At 74.9% G+C, this 18,961-nt stretch carries 20 protein-coding genes and 1 riboswitch; of the genes, 4 read left to right on the forward strand and 16 right to left on the reverse strand.

What is annotated here, in order from left to right; translation table 11 throughout:
* Positions 1–13: 13 nt before the first annotated feature.
* The 10 genes from BN6_RS33830 to BN6_RS49860 all read right to left on the reverse strand — a co-directional run bounded on the left by BN6_RS33830 (position 14) and on the right by BN6_RS49860 (position 10,540).
* Positions 14–730 carry a PIG-L deacetylase family protein gene (locus BN6_RS33830; RefSeq protein WP_015104360.1) on the reverse strand — a complete coding sequence of 239 codons (717 nt, stop codon included), beginning with the start codon at positions 728–730 and terminating at the stop codon, positions 14–16.
* A gap of 11 nt (positions 731–741) precedes the next feature.
* Positions 742–1,101: a hypothetical protein gene (locus tag BN6_RS33835; RefSeq protein ID WP_148303129.1), complete on the reverse strand. Its 360-nt coding sequence runs from the start codon at positions 1,099–1,101 to the stop codon at positions 742–744.
* A 68-nt stretch (positions 1,102–1,169) separates the two neighbouring features.
* Positions 1,170–1,949, reverse strand: coding sequence for a S1 family peptidase (locus tag BN6_RS33840; RefSeq protein WP_015104362.1), 780 nt, complete (start codon positions 1,947–1,949; stop codon positions 1,170–1,172).
* 303 nt (positions 1,950–2,252) lie between these two features.
* On the reverse strand, positions 2,253–3,509 hold the full coding sequence (locus tag BN6_RS33845; RefSeq protein ID WP_041319002.1) for a cobalamin biosynthesis protein: 1,257 nt from the start codon (positions 3,507–3,509) through the stop codon (positions 2,253–2,255).
* A gap of 115 nt (positions 3,510–3,624) precedes the next feature.
* The gene (locus BN6_RS42685; protein WP_051075837.1) at positions 3,625–4,047 is read right to left on the reverse strand and encodes a hypothetical protein; all 423 of its coding nucleotides are present in this window, start codon (positions 4,045–4,047) and stop codon (positions 3,625–3,627) included.
* A gap of 420 nt (positions 4,048–4,467) precedes the next feature.
* On the reverse strand, positions 4,468–5,709 hold the full coding sequence (locus BN6_RS33855) for a cobalt-precorrin-4/precorrin-4 C(11)-methyltransferase (RefSeq protein ID WP_015104365.1): 1,242 nt from the start codon (positions 5,707–5,709) through the stop codon (positions 4,468–4,470).
* A 65-nt stretch (positions 5,710–5,774) separates the two neighbouring features.
* Positions 5,775–7,160: a cobyrinate a,c-diamide synthase gene (locus BN6_RS33860; protein ID WP_015104366.1), complete on the reverse strand. Its 1,386-nt coding sequence runs from the start codon at positions 7,158–7,160 to the stop codon at positions 5,775–5,777.
* On the reverse strand, positions 7,157–7,771 hold the full coding sequence (cobO, locus tag BN6_RS33865; protein WP_015104367.1) for a cob(I)yrinic acid a,c-diamide adenosyltransferase: 615 nt from the start codon (positions 7,769–7,771) through the stop codon (positions 7,157–7,159). The genes BN6_RS33860 and cobO overlap by 4 nt, the downstream gene beginning before the upstream one ends.
* A gap of 9 nt (positions 7,772–7,780) precedes the next feature.
* Positions 7,781–9,781, reverse strand: a complete 2,001-nt coding sequence (locus BN6_RS33870; protein WP_015104368.1) for a putative cobaltochelatase — start codon at positions 9,779–9,781, stop codon at positions 7,781–7,783.
* 59 nt (positions 9,782–9,840) lie between these two features.
* A riboswitch (cobalamin riboswitch) is annotated at positions 9,841–9,911 on the reverse strand.
* An 8-nt stretch (positions 9,912–9,919) separates the two neighbouring features.
* Positions 9,920–10,540, reverse strand: a complete 621-nt coding sequence (locus BN6_RS49860; RefSeq protein WP_015104369.1) for a TetR/AcrR family transcriptional regulator — start codon at positions 10,538–10,540, stop codon at positions 9,920–9,922.
* Between the two features lie 504 nt (positions 10,541–11,044).
* Here BN6_RS49860 and BN6_RS47120 point away from each other — a divergent pair.
* Together BN6_RS47120 and BN6_RS33885 are read left to right on the forward strand one after the other, a co-directional pair.
* Entirely contained in the window at positions 11,045–11,374 is a 330-nt protein-coding gene (locus BN6_RS47120) for a zinc-binding dehydrogenase (RefSeq protein ID WP_051075839.1), read from the forward strand.
* 51 nt (positions 11,375–11,425) lie between these two features.
* Complete coding sequence (locus BN6_RS33885; RefSeq protein ID WP_015104371.1) at positions 11,426–11,854, forward strand: pyridoxamine 5'-phosphate oxidase family protein; 429 nt, start codon at positions 11,426–11,428, stop codon at positions 11,852–11,854.
* Here the strand turns inward: BN6_RS33885 and BN6_RS33890 are convergent.
* Positions 11,842–13,029, reverse strand: a complete 1,188-nt coding sequence (locus BN6_RS33890; protein WP_015104372.1) for a cytochrome P450 — start codon at positions 13,027–13,029, stop codon at positions 11,842–11,844. The two genes, BN6_RS33885 and BN6_RS33890, sit on opposite strands and share 13 nt — an antisense overlap.
* Positions 13,030–13,071: 42 nt before the next feature.
* Between BN6_RS33890 and BN6_RS33895 the strand changes: the two genes are divergently transcribed.
* Complete coding sequence (locus BN6_RS33895; protein ID WP_041319008.1) at positions 13,072–14,259, forward strand: 8-amino-7-oxononanoate synthase; 1,188 nt, start codon at positions 13,072–13,074, stop codon at positions 14,257–14,259.
* Here BN6_RS33895 and BN6_RS33900 read toward each other — a convergent pair.
* Complete coding sequence (locus BN6_RS33900) at positions 14,213–14,671, reverse strand: GNAT family N-acetyltransferase (protein ID WP_015104374.1); 459 nt, start codon at positions 14,669–14,671, stop codon at positions 14,213–14,215. The genes BN6_RS33895 and BN6_RS33900 overlap by 47 nt on opposite strands.
* A gap of 20 nt (positions 14,672–14,691) precedes the next feature.
* Positions 14,692–15,411 (reverse strand): S1 family peptidase, encoded by a 720-nt coding sequence (locus BN6_RS33905; RefSeq protein WP_015104375.1) that lies wholly within the window; start codon positions 15,409–15,411, stop codon positions 14,692–14,694.
* A gap of 189 nt (positions 15,412–15,600) precedes the next feature.
* Between BN6_RS33905 and BN6_RS33910 the strand changes: the two genes are divergently transcribed.
* The gene (locus BN6_RS33910; protein WP_015104376.1) at positions 15,601–16,215 is read left to right on the forward strand and encodes a LysE family translocator; all 615 of its coding nucleotides are present in this window, start codon (positions 15,601–15,603) and stop codon (positions 16,213–16,215) included.
* A 56-nt stretch (positions 16,216–16,271) separates the two neighbouring features.
* Here the strand turns inward: BN6_RS33910 and BN6_RS33915 are convergent, their stop codons facing one another.
* The 3 genes from BN6_RS33915 to BN6_RS33925 all read right to left on the reverse strand — a co-directional run bounded on the left by BN6_RS33915 (position 16,272) and on the right by BN6_RS33925 (position 18,916).
* A complete protein-coding gene (locus BN6_RS33915) occupies positions 16,272–17,006 on the reverse strand; it encodes a serine protease (RefSeq protein ID WP_041315061.1) in 735 nt (244 codons plus the stop codon).
* Positions 17,007–17,050: 44 nt separating this feature from the next.
* Entirely contained in the window at positions 17,051–17,800 is a 750-nt protein-coding gene (locus BN6_RS33920; protein ID WP_015104378.1) for a S1 family peptidase, read from the reverse strand.
* 99 nt (positions 17,801–17,899) lie between these two features.
* Entirely contained in the window at positions 17,900–18,916 is a 1,017-nt protein-coding gene (locus BN6_RS33925) for a M48 family metallopeptidase (RefSeq protein WP_015104379.1), read from the reverse strand.
* Positions 18,917–18,961 lie beyond the last annotated feature (45 nt).

Here is an 18,961-nt window from a genome sequence, read left to right on the forward strand (position 1 = left end):
CAACCGGGGTGCTTCACATCACCACCAGTTCGAAGGGCACCGCGAGCCGACCGCCGAACCGCTGGGCGGCGGCCTCGGCCATCCCGCGCAGGAACACGTCCGGGTCCGCCACGTCGCCGCCGCCCAGACCCGCCAGGTAGGCGGCGTGCGCGCGCAGCGACTCGACGCCCCGCTCGAACGTGCCGGTGAGGTCGACGGCGTGCCCGGCGTGCGGCGAGGACGCGATGGCCACCCGCCGGACCCCGTTCCACGGCTCCAGGTCCGGGTCGGGGAACACCCACCGGTTCCCGGCGTCGCGCACCGCGTCGAGCACGGCCTGGCCGACCACCCGGTGGTCGGCCATGTTGAGCGACCCGCCGGCGAAGGTCGGGTGGTGGTTGCCGGTGATCACCAGGTCCGGCCGGTACCGGCGGATGGCCACGGCGATGTCGCGGCGCAGCGGCAGGCCGTACTCCAGCACCCCGTCCTGGTGGTCCAGGAACCGCACGTCGGTCACGCCGACGACGGCGGCCGAGGCGATCTGCTCGCGGACCCGCAGCGGGGCCGCCTGTTCCGGCGGCAGGCCGTCGATCCCGGCCTCGCCCTTGGTCACCAGCAGGTAGGCCACGGACCGGCCCTGGTCGGTCCACCGGGCGATCGCGCCGGCAGCGCCGTACTCGAGGTCGTCCGGGTGGGCCACCACGGCGAGCGCGCGGTCCCAGTCCTCGGGCAGCGGGAGGTAGTCGTCCATGCCGTGCGACGCTACGCCCCGACGATCGTGCCGTCCGCCCGCAACTCCTCGATCTCCGCGCCCACCGCGCGCGAGTCGCAGGTCGCGTCGGTGGTGCCCTGGCGCTGGTCGATGGTGGTCCACGGGCTGCGCGCGAACCGGCCGTCCTCGCAGGCCACGATGACCCGGAAGGTGCCCGTCCCGTGGCACCGGCCGCTGCCCGTGCGGTCGTGCACCTCCGCCGCGCAGTCGCGCAGCAGGCTCTGCGGAGCCGACGTGACCGGCGGCTCGGTCACCGGACCGGGGGTCGACGCGGTGGGCCGGGCGGCCGAGGCGGTGATGGGGAAGGCGTGCAGGGCGAGCAGGAACAGCAACAGGACGACGGATCGCATGATCAACATCCAACCGGGGTGCCGTGCCCACGCCGGAGAACCACCCGAACGTGGGCACGGCGTCGGGTTTAGGAGTCGATCTGCTGGGTGAGCACGGAGTTGTACGTGGCGATCCGGGCGTACACGCCGGGGTAGCCCGCCGACGCGCAGCCACGACCCCAGGAGGTCGCGCCGATCAGCTTGCCGCCGGCCACGATCGGGCCGCCGGAGTCGCCCTGGCAGGTGTCGGTGCCGCCCTGCGGGTAGCCGGCGCACACCATCGCGGAGGCGTTGTACTGCGGGTAGGACTGCTTGCAGCTGGTGTCCGAGACGACCGGGACGGACGCCTTGAGCAGGTAGCGCGACGCCGAGCCGCCGGACGACGTGGTGCCCCAGCCCAGGATCGTGGTGCTGGTGCCCGCGGCGTACAGCGCGGTGTCGGACGGGCCAGCCAGCGGCAGGTAGGCCGACGTGATGTTGCGGTCGAGCGTGAGCACCGACACGTCGTAGCCGGACGTGGCGCTGCGGTAGCTCGGGTGGATCCAGATCTTCGTCACCGAGGCGACGATGCCCGCGGTGCTCTGCTTGTCCTCACGGCCCCACACCACGCGGGTGCTCGCGGCGGAGCGACCGCTGGTGCAGTGCGCGGCGGTGACGACCTTGTTGCCCTTCACCAGGGTGCCGCCGCAGAACTGGCCGCCGCTGGACGTGGCCAGGTAGACGGTCCACGGGTACTGGCTGATGGTCGCGCGGGTCCCGCCGACGATGTAGGGCGACACGTCGGCACTCGCCGGCACGACGGTGAGCAGGCCGACCGCGGCGACGGCGGCGGCCAGAGCGGTGATCAGGCGATGCAGGGTTTTCGCCATGGGTGCGCTCGATCCTTCCGGACAGGTTGACGGCAGGCGGCGTCTCCCCAGCTAGGACCAAAACCGCATGCCCGACAAGCGCCAATCCCGGCTTCACAGTTGACGCGCGGCGTTCCTCGCACCCAAAACACGCCTACACGCAACGATGTGGCCACCCCACGGCGAATCGTTGTCACACGCCCCGACGCGGCACCCGGCACGGCGCGGTCGGTCGGCGCGGTCGGTCGGCGCGGTCGGTCGGCGCGGTCGGTCGGCGCGGTCGGCGCGGCCCGGTGTCGACGGCCCGGCGTCGACGGCCGGGGGTCAGGAGGTGACGCCGCCGACCCGGACGACCTCGGCCCGCACCGGACCCTCCAGCACCGGACCGCCGGCGCGGCCGACGAACGCGACCGCCGCGCCGGCCTCGGCCAGCCCGACCGCCCCGTCGGCCGCCACCCGGGTCCCGGGTCGCAGCAGGTGCCGGACCTGGGCCACGCACTCGTCGGTGCCCACCACGACCGACGCCCGCCGCAGCTCGGCCTCGGCGCGCGGCGTGCGCTCGTCCGCGCCGCCCGGCCCGAGGCCGATCAGCGCGAGCCGGCCGCGCGGCAGCACCCGGGCCGCCGCCACGGTCACCGCCGCGCCCTTGACCTTCTCCACCGCGATCTCCACCCGGCCGCCGCCGGAGAGCTCCATCGCGCCGCGCAGCGCCGCCGCCTCGGCCACGCTCGGGATGCCGATCGCCAGCTCCGCCGGGTTCGGCACCGGGATCACCGCGAGCTCTTCGCCCGAGTACGCCAGCAGCGGCGCGGTGGTCGAGTCGTGCCAGAATCCCCAGTCCTCCAGGGCGTCGGCGATGCCCTGCTCGGCGGTCTTGCGGTCCAGCGTGGCGAACGCGCGCACCGCGCGCAGGTCCAGCCCGCGCACCTCCAGCTCCGCCAACGCCTCCGACACGGCCGCCGAGGACACGCCGGTGCCCGACCCGACGCCGATCACCAGCGTGCGCGGCACCAGCCGCAGCTGACGTTCCGGCTGCGGCCCGGACGGGATCCGGTCGTCCAGCAGGACGGTCCACTCCGGGTGCCCCGACACGTCGTCCACCTGCACGTTGTCCGGCAGGGCGGGCAGCGGGAAGCCCAGCGGGTTGCGCAGCAGCACGGAGTCGCCGTCGCGCAGGGCCCCGCCGAACGCCGACAGGTCGCCGTCCACCACCACGTCGAGCAGCTCGACCAGCTCGTCCAGCGGCGAGGTCACCGACGCGGAGGTGACCACCGGGGCGCTGTCCAGCAGCTCGCCGATCCGCCCGGCCAGCGCGTCCACGCCGCCCAGCAGCGCCACCGCGAACCCGCCGTCGACGCACACCACGCCGGGGTCGGAGCGCTCGTCGCGCAGCAGCGGCGCGACCAGCCGCACGGTGGCGTCCGTGCCGAGGAAGAACACCGCCGAGCCCAGCCTCGGCCACAACCGGCGCAGCGCCGGGCCGATCGGCCCGTCCGGCACCACCGCGTCCGGCCCGAGGAATCCCGCCAGCTCGACGGCCGCCCGCCGCCCGCGCTCGCCGGCGGCGAACAACCCGATCACGCCCACGTCCTCCACATCACGACCGCTCCACGCTCCCGCGAAGCTTCCCACGCCCGACCGGCAGCCAAGACCTCTCCCCCGCACACCCGCGCCCCGATCCACGTGCGGTGGTGCGTCACGACTTCCTGGTGCCCCACAACACCGTCACCGGGTTCACCGCGAGCAGGGTGCCGCCGATCAGCCGGGCCGCCGAGAGCTGGCTGCCCGAGACCTCGTACCCGGCCTCGACGAGCGCGTCCCGCGCGGGCACCACCAGTTCCAGGTCGGCGGTGGCCACCACGACCCGTCGCGCGCCGACCCGGGCGCACTGGCGCACCACGTCCGGCCCGCCGCCGCCGACGAACACCGCGTCCGGGCGGGGCAGGTCGGCGGCCTCGGCCAGCGGCGACTCCACCACCCGCACGTCCACGCCGTGCGCGGAGGCGTTGGCGATGATCCGCACGCACTGCACCGGGTCCTGCTCCACGGCGACGACCGCCGCGCCCAGCCGGGCGCACTCGACGCCGATCGCGCCGGGGCCCGCGCCGACGTCCCACACCAGCGTGCCGGGGCGGGGCGCGAGCCGAAAGGGGCGAGCGCGCGCACCTCGGCGGTGGCCACCATGCCGTCGCGGTGGGCGAAATCGTCGTCCGGCAGCGCCCAGCCGCCGGGCGAGGGCGTCCACCCGGCGTCCGCCGCGCAGAGCGCGAAACCCGGCTCGACCCAGCGCCGCACGACGGCGTCCGCCGGGTCCACCACGGACAGTCCGGACGCGTCGGCCACGGTGAGCGTGCGCCGCCAGCCGGACAGGCCCCGGGCCAGCTCCGCCGGGTCCGCGCCGGACAGCGCGACGGCGGGCCGCGCGCGGCACACGTTGAGCGCGTGGCGCAGGCCCTGCGCCTCGACGTCCACCACGGTCACCGAGTCCCACGTCCGACCGGCGTCGGCGAGGAACCCGTGCAGCGCGACGACGTCCACGTCAGTTGGCGCGCTTGGGCTTCTTGGCCCGCGACGCGGCCGGCTTGCGCGGTGTGGTGCTGGCCTGGACCGTGGTCGGCTTGCGCTTGGCCGCCGCCGCGACGGTCGGCTTCGGCTTGGGCGGCTCGACCGCCGCCACCACCGACCCGGCACCCACGGACCCGGCCGCCGAGGCTCCGGCACCCGAGGTTCCAGCAGCCGGGGTTCCAGCAGCCGGGGTTCCAGCACCGGACGACCCGGCAGCCGACGGCCCGACGCCCGAGGCCGCCGCGCCGGCATCCGCCGACCCGACCCCCGTCGACCCGAGTTCGGCCGGCGTGGGGTCGACCTGGCCGGGCGCGGGGTCCTCGGCGGGCGCGGTCACCAGTTCCAGCACCGGGTCGTCGGTGCCCGGCTTCGGCTTGGCGGGGGCGGACCGGCGGGCCCGCGCGGTCTCCTGCCAGTCGTGCACCGCGGACCACGCGGCGACCGAGGCGGAGTCGCGGGACGCGCGCATCGACCACTTCGACCGGGTCCGGCGCACCGGCTCGTCACCGGCCACCGCGCGCCGGGCCGGGGCGGGCTTGAGCACCTCGCCGACCAGGAACAGCGTGGTGCGGTAGAGCTTGTGCTCCTTGACGCACGCCTCCAGCTCGCCCAGCGTGGTCTGCGCGACCGTCTCGTCGGGCAGGGAAACCTTGTACGCCACCACGACCGGCGTGTCGTCGGAGTAGCCGCCCGCGCGCAGCTGCTCCACGATCCGGCCGGTCCGCGCGCCGGACGCGCTGATCGCCATCGTGGTGCCGTGCGCGGCGAACTCGGCCACGTGCTCCGCGCCCTCGGGCCCGGTCAGCACCACCGACTGCGCGACGTCCGAAGTGGTCAGTTCGCGCCCGACGGACGCGCCCACGGCGGACACCGCCGACACGCCGGGCACGACGTCGACGGCCAGCCCGAGCTTCTGGCACGTCTCGTACTGCTCGCGCAGGCCGCCCCACAGCGACGGGTCGCCCGCGTGCAGCCGCACGACGTCGAGCTTGCTCGCCGACGCGCGCCGGTACAGGTCCACCACCTCGGACTCGGACACCCGGGAGAAGTCCACGAGTTCCGCGTCCGGGCGGGCGTGCTCGCGCACGCACTCGGCTTCGACGACGGCGGGCGACCACACCACCACGTCGGCCTCGGCCATCCGCTTCGCGCCGCGGACGGTGATGAGATCGGCGGCACCGGGACCGGCGCCCACGAAGGAGACCCGACCAGTCATCACAACTGCTCCCCACGACGTGTTCGGCTTGGTGGGCAAGGACCGTACCGCGCCGGCGCGAACCACTATCGAGTGGCCTCGTACCGCACGGACTCGGTCGCGCAGGCCCGTACGAAGCGGGCCACCGCCTCCGGCGCGGACGCCGGGTGCGTGTGCAGGTACGAGGCGTGCACGCCGTCGAGCACGAACCCCTCGGCCACCGGCCGCTGGTCGTGGCCGCGCCACTGCCAGGCCGGCCGGGCTCCCCCCGACGTGCCGGAGGACACGCTGAGGGTCGTCCGGTGGAACTCGTGCCCGGTGATCCGGGTACCGGCCGAGGCCAGCACCGAGTCGACCGGCGCGACGGCGTCGCGGTAGCCCAGGGTGAGCCGGGGCGTCATCGAGCCGACCGCGTCGACCACCCCGCACATCGGCACGCCGTCGAGCTCGCGCGCCAGGTAGAGCAGGCCGCCGCACTCGGCGTGCACCGGTCCGCCGGAGCGCGCGAACGCGGCGACGGCGGCGCGCAGCCCGTCGTTGGCGGACAGCTCGGCGGCGTGCTGCTCGGGGAACCCGCCGGGCAGCACGAGGCCGGCCGTGCCGTCCGGGAGGTCCCGGTCCCGCAACGGGTCGAGCACGACGACGTCCGCGCCGGCCGCGCGCAGCAGCTCGGTGTGCTCGGCGTAGCCGAAGGTGAACGCCGCGCCGCCGGCGACCGCGACGACCGGCGCGCCCGGCACCGGGTCGACCTCGGCGGCCGGGTCCCAGGTGGGCAAGGCCCGCGCGGGCACCTGCGCGGCCAGCCGGCGCACCGCCGCCAGGTCGACGTGCTCGGCGACGGCGGCGGCGATCGCGTCCACGGCGTCCAGCGCGGGCTGCCCGTGCTCGGCGGCGGTGACCAGGCCCAGGTGCCGGGACGGCAGCCGGAACTTCTCGTCGCGCGGCAGCACGCCCAGCACCTCCAGCCCGACCTCGGCGCACGCGCCGCGCAGCACGTGCTCGTGCCGCGCGGAGCCGACCTGGTTGAGGACCACGCCGCCCAGCCGCACGGTCGGGTCGTAGCCGCGGAACCCGTGCAGCAGGGCGGCCAGGCTGCGGCTCTGGCCGCGCGCGTCGACCACGAACAGCACCGGCGCGGACAGCAGCTTGGCGACGTGCGCGGTGGAGCCGATGCCCTCGGTGTCCACCCGCCCGTCGAACAGGCCCATCACGCCCTCGACCACGGCCAGGTCGCAGCCGCGCGCGCCGTGCGCGAACAGCGAGGCGACCCGGTGCTCGCCGACCATGACCGGGTCGAGGTTGCGGCCCGGCCGGCCGGTGGCCAGGCCGTGGTAGCCGGGGTCGATGTAGTCCGGTCCGACCTTGAAGGGGGCCACCCGGTCGCCCGTGCGGCGCAGCGCCGCCATCAGGCCGGTGGCCACGGTGGTCTTGCCGCTGCCCGACGCGGGGGCGGCGACCACCAGGCGGTTCACCACTCGATCCCCTTCTGGCCCTTCTGCCCCGCGTCCATCGGGTGCTTGACCTTGGTCATCTCCACCACGAGGTCGGCGGCGTCGACCAGCGCCGGCGGCGCGTACCGGCCGGTGATCACGACGTGCTGGTGGCCGGGCCGCTCGCGCAGGGCGGTGACCACCTCGTCCACGTCCACCCAGCCCCAGTGCAGCGGGTAGGTGAACTCGTCGAGCACGTAGACGCCGTGCTGCCCGGCGGCCAGCCGGCGGGCGATCTCGCGCCAGCCCTCCAGCGCCGCGGCGGCGTGGTCCTCCTCGGTGCCCGCCTTGCGGGACCAGGACCAGCCCTCGCCCATCTTGTGCCACTCGACGGGGCCGCCCTCACCGGTCTGCTCGTGCAGCCGGCCCAGCGCGCGGAACGCCGACTCCTCGCCGACCTTCCACTTCGCCGACTTCACGAACTGGAAGACGCCGATCGACCAGCCCTGGTTCCACCCGCGCAGCGCGAGCCCGAACGCGGCGGTCGACTTCCCCTTCATCTCGCCGGTGTGCAGGATGGTCAGCGGGCGGTTGCGCCGCTGCCTGGTGGTGAGCCCGTCGACCGGGACGACGGACGGCTGGCCTTGGGGCACGGCGGTCTCCTAGGCGGCCCGCGCGGCGCGCACGACGCCGGCGACCTGGTCGGCGGACAGTTCTTCCAGGCGCAGGCACACGGCGTCCAGCGCTTCGGCGACCCGGCCCGCGAGGCCGAGCCGGACGTGGCCGGACTCGCAGTCCACGACCACCGCGGCGACCTCGTCGGCGGCCAGCAGGCCGGCCGCGCGCAGGGCGTCGCGCATCGGGTCGCCGCCGGAACCGGTGGCGGTGGCGCGGCCGTCGGTGAGCAGCACCAGCAGCGGGCGGCGGCGCGGGTCGCGGACCCGCTCGGTGGCCAGCACCCGACGGGCGCGCAGCAGGCCGTCGGCGAGCGGGGTGCGCCCGCCGGTGCGCAGCTGCCGCAGCCGGGTGGCCGCCGCGTCCACGGAGTTCGTCGGCGGCAGGGCGGTCTCCGCGCCGGTGCCGCGGAAGGTGATCACGCCGACCTTGTCGCGCCGCTGGTAGGCGTCGCGCAGCAGCGAGACGACCGCGCCGCTGACCGCCGACATGCGCTGCCGCGCGGCCATCGAGCCGGACGCGTCGACCACGAACAGGACCAGGTTGCTCTCCTTGCCCTCGCGGACCGACAGCCGCAGGTCGGTGCCGCGCAGCACCAGACCGGGGCCGCTGCGCCCGCGCGCGGCCTGGAACGGGGCCGCCGCGCCGAGCGTGCCCACCAGGTGCAGCCCCGAACCGTCCGCGGTGGACGCGCGGACCACCCGGCCGGTCCGCGCGCGGGCCCGGGAGCGCTTGCCGGGCGCGCCCTCGCCGACGCCGGGGACCTGGAGCAGCCGGGCCTTGAACGACGGCGCGGGGGCGTGCGTGCGCTCGCCGGACGACCCACCGGGCTGCTGCTGGGACGAGGTGTCCGAAGTGGACTCCGACGCGTCCGGCGGCAGCCCGCCGCCGTCGTCGGGGCCGTCCGGGTCGTCGTCCGGGCCGCTGTCGGTGCCGCTGTCCGGGCCGCTGTCGGGGTCGCTGTCGGGGTCGTCGGCGGCGTGCTCGGCACCCTGCCGCATGGCGTCGTCGAGCTGCTGCTCCTCCAGACCGGGCTCGTCGAAGGGGTCGCGGCGCTTGCGGTGCGGCAGGGCCAGCCGGACGGCGGCCTCCACGTCCTGCTCGGCGACCTCGTCCGCACCGCGCCACGCGGCGTGCGCGACGGCCGTGCGGGCGACCACGAGGTCCGCGCGCATCCCGTCGACCTCGAACGCGGCGCAGACGCCGGCGATCCGGCGCACCTCGGCGTCGGGCAGCACGACGGCGGCCAGCCGGCCGCGCGCGTCCTCGATCCGGGCGGCCAGCGCGGCGTCCTCGGCGGCCCAGCGGTCCGCGAAGCCCTCCGGGTCGGCCTCGTAGGCCAGCCGGCGGCGGATGACCTCGGTGCGGGTGCCCACGTCACGGGAGGCCCGCACGGCCACGGTGAGGCCGAAGCGGTCCAGCAGCTGCGGCCGCAACTCGCCCTCCTCCGGGTTCATGGTGCCCACCAGGAGGAACGAGGCGGCGTGCGAGACGGACACGCCTTCGCGCTCGACGTGCGCGCGGCCCATCGCGGCGGCGTCCAGCAGCAGGTCCACCAGGTGGTCGTGCAGCAGGTTGACCTCGTCCACGTAGAGCACGCCCCGGTGGGCGGCGGCCAGCAGCCCCGGCTGGTAGGCGCGCACGCCCTCGGTCAGCGCGCGCTCCAGGTCCAGCGACCCGATCAGCCGGTCCTCGGTCGCGCCGACCGGGAGTTCCACCAGGCGCGCGGTGCGGCGCTCGGCCGGGCCGTCGTGCGGGCCGTCCGGGCAGTCGGCGGCCACGGCGGGGTCGCAGCCGAAGCGGCAGCCCGCGACCACCTCCAGCGCGGGCAGCAGGGCGGCCAAGGCGCGGACCACGGTCGACTTCGCGGTCCCCTTCTCGCCTCGGACGAGCACCCCGCCGATACCGGGGTGCACGGCGTTGAGCAACAGCGCCGTGCGGAGGTCGTCGTGGCCGACGACGGCGGAAAAGGGGAAACGCGCGCCCATGCGGCGGTGTCCTTCCTCGGGTGTCCACGCCCGGGTCCGGTGCGGTGAGATCGGGGCCCGAGTTCCTGACTCCCGGGCCTGGTGCCCGGTCACAGTGGCGGGACCGTGCCGGATTCGCACCGGCTTCCTCGCGTACCCCTACAGCCCCGGCATCGTCGCACCTCGGCCGACCGGCTCCAAGTCCCCGGTGAGCACCGCGCGGGCGAGCGCCATCACACCCGACCGCACCCGGCGGGCCGGCAGGCCCAGTCGGCGGACCAGGTGGTGGACCACCTCGCCGCGCAGGTTCGCCAGCAGCGCGTGCGCCAGGTAGTCGGCGTCCGCGTCGGGTCTGACCTGCGCGATCAGGTCCGCCAACCGGCGGTGGGTGAGGGCGAGGTCGGCGTCGCAGGACTCGCTGCCGGCCGACACCCGCTCCAGTGCCCGGATCAGCGGCAGCGAGGCCAGCACGTGGTCGAACAGGGTGCCGACGAACGTGATCACCCTCTCGGCGGCCGGCCGGTCGACGTCGGTGACGAGGATCTCGGCCTCGGCCCGCCAGGCCAGGGCGCCCTCCGCGACGACGGCCTGGATCAGGCCCTCCCGGTCGCCGAAGCGGCGGAACAGGGTGCCCTTGCCGACCCCAGCGGCGACGGCGACCTCCGCCATGTTCACGCCGTCGAGCCCGTGCTCGCCGATCAGCCGGGCGGCGGCGGCCAGGATCGCGGCGCGGTTGCGCGCGGCGTCGGCCCGTTCGGGTCGTTCGGGTCGTTCGGCCACCCGAACCTCCCCTTGACAAAAGCGGACCGGCAGTCCGTATTGTAGCCGAGGTCAACCGGACCGTCGGTCCGGTTGTCTCCGAGGGGGCGCCATGCGCGCGGTGCGGTTCACCGGGTTCGGCCCGGCCGAGGTGTTGCGGGAGGTGGAGGTGCCCGACCCGGTCGCCGGGCCCGGCGAGGAACCGGTCCGGGTCACCTCGATCGGCGTGAACCACGGTGAGACCCTGATCCGCTCGGGCCGCGGCGCGGCGCTGGTCCCGTGGTACCCGGCGGCGGTCACGCCCGACGGGCGGCTCGGCTCCGAGGTGGTCGGCACCACCGCGGCCGGGCGGCGGGTGGTCGGCGTGCCGTCCGGCGAGGGGTACGCGGAACTGGCCGTGCTCAAGGAGCCGGTCGAGGTGCCCGACGGCGTGGGCGATCACGAGGCGCTGGCGCTGGTCCTCCAGGGCGCCACGGCGCGCCAAGCGGTCCGGCGGGCGGCGGTCGTCCCCGGCGAGCGGTCCTGGTGGAGGCCGCCGCAGGCCGGGTCGGCACCCTGCTCGTGCAGGTCGCGGCACGGGCGGGAGCCGTCGTGGTGGCCGCCGCGCGCGGCGCGGAGAAGCTGGCGCCGGCCCGTGAGCTGGGCGCGCACGAGACCGTCGACTACTCCGTCGACGGGTGGCACGAGCGGGGGGCCGAGGTCGACGTGGCGTTCTCGTCGGTCGGCGGGTCGGTCGCGCGGCGGTCGTTCGAACTGCTGCGGCGTTGCGGACCGTGCTCGGCGACGTGCTGCCGCCGGCCGACGCCGCCGGTGCCCACCGGGCGCTGGAGTCCCGCGCCACGACCGGCAAGCTGATCCTGGCCCCGTGACCCCGCGACCACTCCTGTCCTACACCGAAGGGTTGAGATGAGCACCGACACGAACTCGCTGACCACCGAGGACCGGGAGTTCCTGGCACGTCCCCTGCACGGCTTCCTGTCCGTGGCCGCCGGGCCGGTCCCGCCGCAGCCCCGGCCGGTGTGGTTCGAGGCCACCGACGAGGGCGCGGTCCAGCTGTTCACCGCCCCGGACTCGCTCAAGGTGCGCCGCCTGCACCGCGACCCGCGCGCCTCGCTCGTCGTGGCGGCCCCGGTGGGCGAGCGCGAGCGCTGGCTCTCGGTCGCCGGCCCCGCCACCGTCGAACCCGACGGCGCGCGCGACCTGTGCTCGCGCCTGGCCGCCCGCTACTGGGACCTCGACGACCCGGCTCGCGCCGGCGAGCTCGCCGAGGCCCTGGCCGGCGACTGGGTCCGCCTGGTCATCCGCCCGGACTCGGTGCGCCGCTACACGAGCTGAACCGCGGGCGTCCCGGCCGGCTCGCCCGGGTCGACCAGGACGCTCAGCGGCGCCCGGAACGAGAGCAGCCCGAGCATCGGCGGGGGCTGCGCGGAGGCCAGGCGCAGGTTCGGGAACCGCGCGAACGCCTCGCGCAGCACCACCTCCGCCTCCAGCCGGGCCAGGCCCGCGCCCAGGCAGAAGTGCCGACCGAAGCCGAACGCCAGGTGCTTGCGCGCGTTCGGCCGGACCGGGCAGAGCCGCTCCGGCTCGGCGAACACCGCCGGGTCCGACCCGCTGCCGGCGAGCATCAGCAGCAGGTGCGCGCCCGCCGGGACGGCCACGCCCGCGATGGTCACCGGCTCGGCCGCGATCCGCCGCCAGGTGGTGACCGGCGGGTCGCGGCGCAGCACCTCCTCCACCACCCGCCCGGCCAGCCCCGGCTCGTCCAGCCGTGACCACAGGTCCCCTTGCCGCAGCACGGCGTCGAGCACCGCGGACAGCAGCTGGGTGGTCGTCTCCTGGCCCGCGATGAGCAGGAAGTAGCAGAGCCCGGCGGCCTCCCGGACCGGCACGTCGCGCAGCGCGCCGAACAGGTCGTCGTCGCCGCGCGCCGCGCGGAGGCGGCTGGTCAGCCACCGGTGGAACTCGGCGGTCGGCGCGGCGAGCTCGTACTGGCGCTCCAGCGCCGGGTTGCCCCAGAACAGCTCCAGCGACGCCGTGCTCCACGCCTTGAGCAGCGGGATGTCGACCCGCTCGATGCCCATCACCTCCATCAGCACGATGGCGGGCAGGTCGCGGGCCAGCGCCGGGTGCAGGTCGGCGACCGGACCCGCCACCCGGGCGAGTCGTTCCCGCGCCAGCTCCGCGATCCGGGGCCGCATCGCCTCGACCCGGGCCGGGGTGAGGAACCGGGCGACCAGGCGGCGCAGGTCGGTGTGGGTGTCGGTGCCGTTGTTGGCCAGCGTCGGCGGCAGCGAGAAGCCCGCGCGGGCCAGCACGCGCAGCACCGGGCGCGGGATCGCGGTCACCGCCGTGAGCGCGTTGTCGGGGTGGAAGCGCCGTGGGTCGGCGAGCACCGCGCGCACGTCGTCGTAGCGGCTGACCAGCCACAACCCGGTGGTCTCGTCCCGGTGCACCGGCGCGTTCGCGCGCAGCGAGCGCAGGTCTTCGGAACCGAGCTGGAAGAGGTCCACGCGGGGACGTTAGCCGTCGGATGCGACACTGCCGGCGTGAGCGTGAGCACAGAGGCGGCGACCGGACCGGAGTCGGTGTTCGACTGGATCGACACCCGCGCGCAGGCCCGCGCGAAAGCCGGCCTGGCCCGCCGGGTGCGCCCCCGCCCGGCCGACTCGACCGACCTGGACCTGGCGTCCAACGACTACCTCGGACTGGCCCGCGACAAGCGGGTGATGGGCGCCGCGGCGGCCGCCACGCTGCGCTGGGGCGCGGGCTCGACCGGGTCCCGGCTGGTCACCGGCTCCACCGAGCTGCACACCGAACTGGAGTACGAGCTCGCGAACTTCTGCGGCGCGCAGTCCGCGCTGGTGTTCTCCTCCGGCTACCTGGCCAACCTGGGCGCGCTGACCGCGCTGACCGGGCCGGGCACCGCGATCGTGGCCGACCAGCACATCCACGCGTCGCTGATCGACGGCACCCGGCTGTCGAAGGCGGACGTCGTGGTGGCCGGGCACTGCGACGTGCCGCAGGTCGCGCACGCGCTGTCCACCCGGGGCAAGCGCCGGGCGCTGGTGGTCACCGACTCGGTGTTCTCGGTGGACGGCGACCTGGCCCCGCTGGCCGAGCTGGCCGAGGTCTGCCGGCAGCACGGCTCGGCGCTGGTCGTGGACGACGCGCACGGCCTGGGCGTGCTCGGCGAGGGCGGCCGGGGCGCGGTGCACGCGGCGGGCCTGGCGAAGGCCCCGGACGTGGTGACGACGGTGACGCTGTCCAAGTCGCTGGGCGCGCAGGGCGGCGCGGTGCTCGGGCCGAGCCGGGTGATCAAGCACCTGGTGGACACCGCGCGGCCGTTCATCTTCGACACCGGGCTCGCGCCGGGCAGCGTGGCGGCCGCGCTGGCCGCGCTGAAGGTCGTGCGCGAGGAGCCCGACCGCGCCACGCGCGCGCTCGACGTGGCCCAGGACCTGGCGTTCCGGCTGCGGGACAAGGGTTTCCGGGTCAGCAACCCGACGGCGGCGGTGGTCTCGGTCCAGGCCCCCTCGGCCGAGGCCGCGCTCGGCTGGGCCGACGCGTGCCGGGCGCAGGGGGTCGTGGTCGGCTGCTTCCGGCCGCCGTCGGTGCCCGACCAGATCTCCCGGCTGCGGCTGACCGCGCGGGCCGACCTGACCGAGGCGGACGTCGAGCGGGCGGTCCGGGTGATCAGCGAGACCGGCGCATCCGCAGGTGCGGTATCCCGTCCTCGATGAACTCGGCCCCCACCGGCATGAAGCCGAACGAGGCGTAGAAGTCGGCCACGTAGGTCTGCGCGTCCAGCACGCAGACCCGCCGGCCGACCTCGACCAGCGCGGCCTCCATCAGCCGCCGGCTGTAGCCGCGACCGCGGGCGACCCGCGCCGTGCAGACCCGGCCGATCCGGAACGTGCCGTCGGGCTCCTCCAGCAGCCGCAGGTAGGCCTGCGGCTCGGGGGAGCCGTCGGCCTCCAGCCAGAAGTGCCTGGTATCAGGGTCGAGGTCGCGGCCGTCCAACTCCGGGTAGGGGCAGGACTGCTCGACCACGAAGACCTCGCCACGCAGTTTGAGCAGGGCGTACAGCTGCGCGGAGGTCAGATCCGCTGACCACTTGCGGCGCAGCGTGGCGGGATAGGGATGCGAGCGCACACCGCGTTGGTACCACAGTCTCAGAGTTCGCCGAGGTAGCGGCTCACCCTCGTGTAGACGCCCGGCTCACCCGCCCGCGCGCAGCCGTGACCATAGGAGACGACCCCTACCAGCAGGCCGTCGACCACCAGGGGCCCGCCGGAGTCGCCTTCGCAGGCGTCCCGGCCGCCCTGGGGGTAGCCCGCGCAGAGCATCGCGTCCGGGCGGTAACCGTTGACGGCTTTCCGGCACTCGGCGTCCGCCAGCACCGGCAGGTCCACCTGGCGCAGCGTCCGGCTCGGCGGGGCGCCCTCGGTGGTGCGGCCCCAGCCCAGCACGGTCGCCAGGTCGCCCGCGCGGGCCTCGCCGACGCGCAGCGGCTGGAACGGCACCGGCTCGGCGAGGGTGAGCGAGGCCACGTCGTCGCCGTCGACCACGGAGCGGAACTCCGGGTGCCGGCGGATCTCGCGGACCGCGACCTGCCGGCCGGCCTTGGTGTCGAGGTCGCGCCGGCCGACGACCACGCGCAGGTCGGCGGGCCGCCGGTCGCGGTCCTGGAGCGTGGCGTGCTCGATCGTGCAGTGGGCGGCGGTGAGCACCTTCTGCGCCTCGACGAGCACGCCGCCGCAGAAGAAGTTGCCCCGCGCGTCGTACAGCGCGACTGCCCACGGGGTGTCCGGGGCCTCCCGGCCGCCCACCACCGCCTGGGCCGGGGCGGCGCTGAGCAGGAGCGTGACCAGGACCAGTGCGCTCAGGCGCATGGAGCACTTCCTTAGTGCGATCGGCGGGTGGATCACGTTGTGCGTCCGATTGGCCACGAACCGTAGCGGATGCGTCAGGGTGGTATCAAATCCGGAAAATCTGTTGTTAGGATCGTGTAGCGCCGGAAATTTGCCGGCCCGTGAGGCAGATCACGCTCATCTGTCCGGTCACTGAGGGAGGGGAAACCCATGCACCTGGACTTCACCCAGCTACCGACGTTCCTGATCGCCTGTGCGGTGGTCGTGCTCACGCCCGGCGTGGACGCCTTCCTCCTGCTCCGGACGTCGATGCGGGCCGGCACCAGGGCCGGCCTGTGGGCGCTGGCCGGCATCCACACGGCGGCGGCCGTGCAGGTCGGGCTGGTCATCTCCGGCCTGGGCGTGCTGATCGCCCGCTACCCGGTGGTGCTGACCACGCTGAAGTGGATCGGCGCGGCGTACCTGCTCTACCTGGCGCTGAGCATCGCGCGCAGCCTGCTGCGCCGCGACGCCGCCCAGGACGAGGACCGCGCGGTCGTGGCCGACCGGCCGTTCCGGCAGGGCTTCCTGACCAACATCACCAACCCGAAGATGCTGCTGTTCAGCCTGGCGTTCCTGCCGCAGTTCATCGGCACCGGCAGCCCGGCGGCGCAGCTCACCCTGCTCGCGGTGGTCTTCCTGGGGCTGGCGGCGGTGTGGGAGCTGCTGATCGTGCTCGCGGCGAGCAGCATGGGGCGGCGGCTGCGCCGGCCCGGCGTGACCACGGCCCTGGACGCCGTGTGCGCCGCCGTGTTCCTGACCATGTCCGTCGGCTTGGTCGTCTGACCCGCTCACAGCCACCGGCCCGCGACCGGGCCGTTCGCGGTCACGTCAGACCCACGTCACACGTAGTGGGCCACGCGGGTGTAGACGCCGGGCTTGTCCGGACGGGCGCAGCCGATGCCCCATGACACGATCCCGGCCGGCTTGCCCGCCACCACGAACAGCCCGCCCGAGTCGCCCTGGCACGAGTCCACCCCGCCCTCCGGGAACCCCGCGCAGAACATGGACGACTCGTCGTAGGCCCGGTACGCCTTGCGGCACGCGGCGTCCGAGGTGATCGGGATGTCCGCCTCACGCAGCCGCGCGCTCTGCTGACCGCCCTCGGCGGTGTGGCCCCAGCCGAGCACCGTGCCCACCGTGCCGGGCCGGTACAGGTCCTCGCCGCTCCCCGGCAGGCCGACCGGCTCGTACGGGAACGCCTTGGCGGTGGTGAGCCACAAGATGTCGTCGCCGCGCTCGGCGTTCTGGAACTGCTTCTGCACCTCGATCCGGACCACGTCGGACACCACGCCCTGCCGCGTGGTCAGATCGACCCGGCCACCCACCACGAAGAAGTCGCCCGGCTCGGTGTCGACCGTGCAGTGCGCGGCGGTCACCACCTCGTTCGGCCCCACCAGCGCGCCGCCGCAGAACTGCCGGCCGTCCGGCAGGACCAGCGCCACCACGTACGGGTAGTCGGCGGCGTCCTCGACAACCGTGCCGCCGACCACCCTCGGATCCGCGACCGCCGGGGTCGCCGCGGCCTGCGGTGCGACGACCACCAGGGCGAGCAGCACTGCCATCAAGGTCCGCATTCCCGACACTGGAGCCACCCGCCCGGCCCGCCACAACTCGATGTTCACCCCGCCGTGTGAAGCTGCTCCACGATCGCCGCCCGGTAGGTCGACACCCGCGCGTAGACGCCGGGCTTGCCCTTGCGCGCGCAGCCCTCGCCCCACGACGTCACGCCGATCAGCCGCCCGCCCGCGACCAGCGGCCCGCCGGAATCGCCCTGGCAGGTGTCCAACCCGCCCTCGGGCACCCCGGCGCACACCATCGCCTCCGGCCGGAACAGCGAGTACGACGCGGCGCACGACTCGTCCGACACGACCGGCACCGTCACGCCCCGCAGGTACCGCGACGTCGCGCCCTGCTCGGAGGTGCGGCCCCAGCCCAGCGCGACGGCCGCGGTGCCCGCCTCGTACAGCGCCGGGTCGTCGGCCAGCCCCAGCGGTGACGCGGAGGTCGCGCGGCCCAGCGTCACCACGGCGACGTCGCTGCCGCGCTCGGCCGACTGGTGGGCCGGGTGCCGCCAGACCCCGACGACCGGCAGCGCCTCGCCCTGCCGGGCGTCGGTCTTGTCCTCGCGGCCCACCACCACCCGGGCGATCGTCGGCGCGAACGCCCCGGTGCAGTGCGCGGCGGTCAGCACCTTGGTCGGCGCGACCAGCGTCCCGCCGCAGAACTGATTGCCGCTCGAGTCGGCCAGGTACACGGCCCACGGGTGGTCGCCGATCGACACCCGCGAGCCACCCACCACCCTGGGGTCGGCGCTCGCCGCGCCCGCACCCGCCAACGCCAGCACCAGCGCCACCACAAACGCCCGCACGGCCCCTCCTCTGATCGAAGCGATGACCAGAGGTTAGACCGGACGTACGACAGTCATGGGCCGATCAGCCCAATGCCGGGCGGGTTGCACACGTTCGGCCTACTGCCCGTTGAACTTCGACCGCACCTTGTCCGCCGCGCCCACGAGCACGTCGCCGACCTCGTTGAGCACCTTGACCAGCGGGTCCTCCGAGCGCTGCGCGGAGTCCTTGTAGGACTTCGCCGCGGACTTGATGTCCTCGGTGAAGGTGGAGGTCGGCTGGTCGTCGTCGCGCCGCGGGTAGGTGCCGGTGAGGATCTCCCGGTACTGCTCGCCGGCCGCCCACCGCTGGAGCTCGGCGGCCCGCACGACGGCCATCGGGTGCGTGCTGCGCCAGGTCTTGATCAGCTTGAGCAGGCTGTCCCGGACGTCCTCGACCTGCTCGTACTCCTTGGCCTGCTTGAGGAACTCGGCGGTGTCCACCTGGGACAGGTCCATCCCGCCGGCCAGCGCCACGTGCACCCGCAGCGCCGCCGCCGGGTCCTGGCAGACCAGCAGCCCGGCCCGGTCGCAGCTCAGCTCGGTCTTGCGGTACCACTCCAGCAGCGCCGCGATCACCGCGCGCACCGCCCAGAACCCGGCCGGCATCCAGCCCAGCCCGTGCTGGAGCTCCATCAGCCGGTACAGGATCGTCTGGTACAGCGCGTGCCCGGACAGCACGTGGCCCATCTCGTGGCCGATCACGAACCGCCGGCTGTCGTTGTCCAGCAGCTCCAGCAGGCCGGTCGACAGCACGATGAACGGCTTGTCGATGCCCAGCGTCCGCGCGTACACCTGCGGGTCGCGCTGCACGAACAGCTCCGGCACCGGGTCGAGGTCCAGCGCGGCCGCCGCCTCCAGCCGGATCCGGTCCAGGTCCGGGTACTGCTTGGGCCCCACGCGGATCGCGGACGCCACGTAGATCAGGCGTTCACCCCTTTCAGTGAACGCACCTGCCACCGCCTGCAACACGGGCCCGATTCCCGGCACCGCGCGCAAGACCGCCAACGCCCCCCTGTCGACCGGGTGCTCGTAAGCCCGCGGGCTGATGCCCGGGAAACGAACACGCGCCGTCGACCGCTCGATCTCCTCGCTCATGCCCTCCAGACTGCCACGACCCGCGACGGGCAACTCCCGAAAGGC

The sequence above is a fragment of the Saccharothrix espanaensis DSM 44229 genome (genome assembly GCF_000328705.1).
In the GTDB taxonomy this organism is placed as follows: domain Bacteria; phylum Actinomycetota; class Actinomycetes; order Mycobacteriales; family Pseudonocardiaceae; genus Actinosynnema; species Actinosynnema espanaense.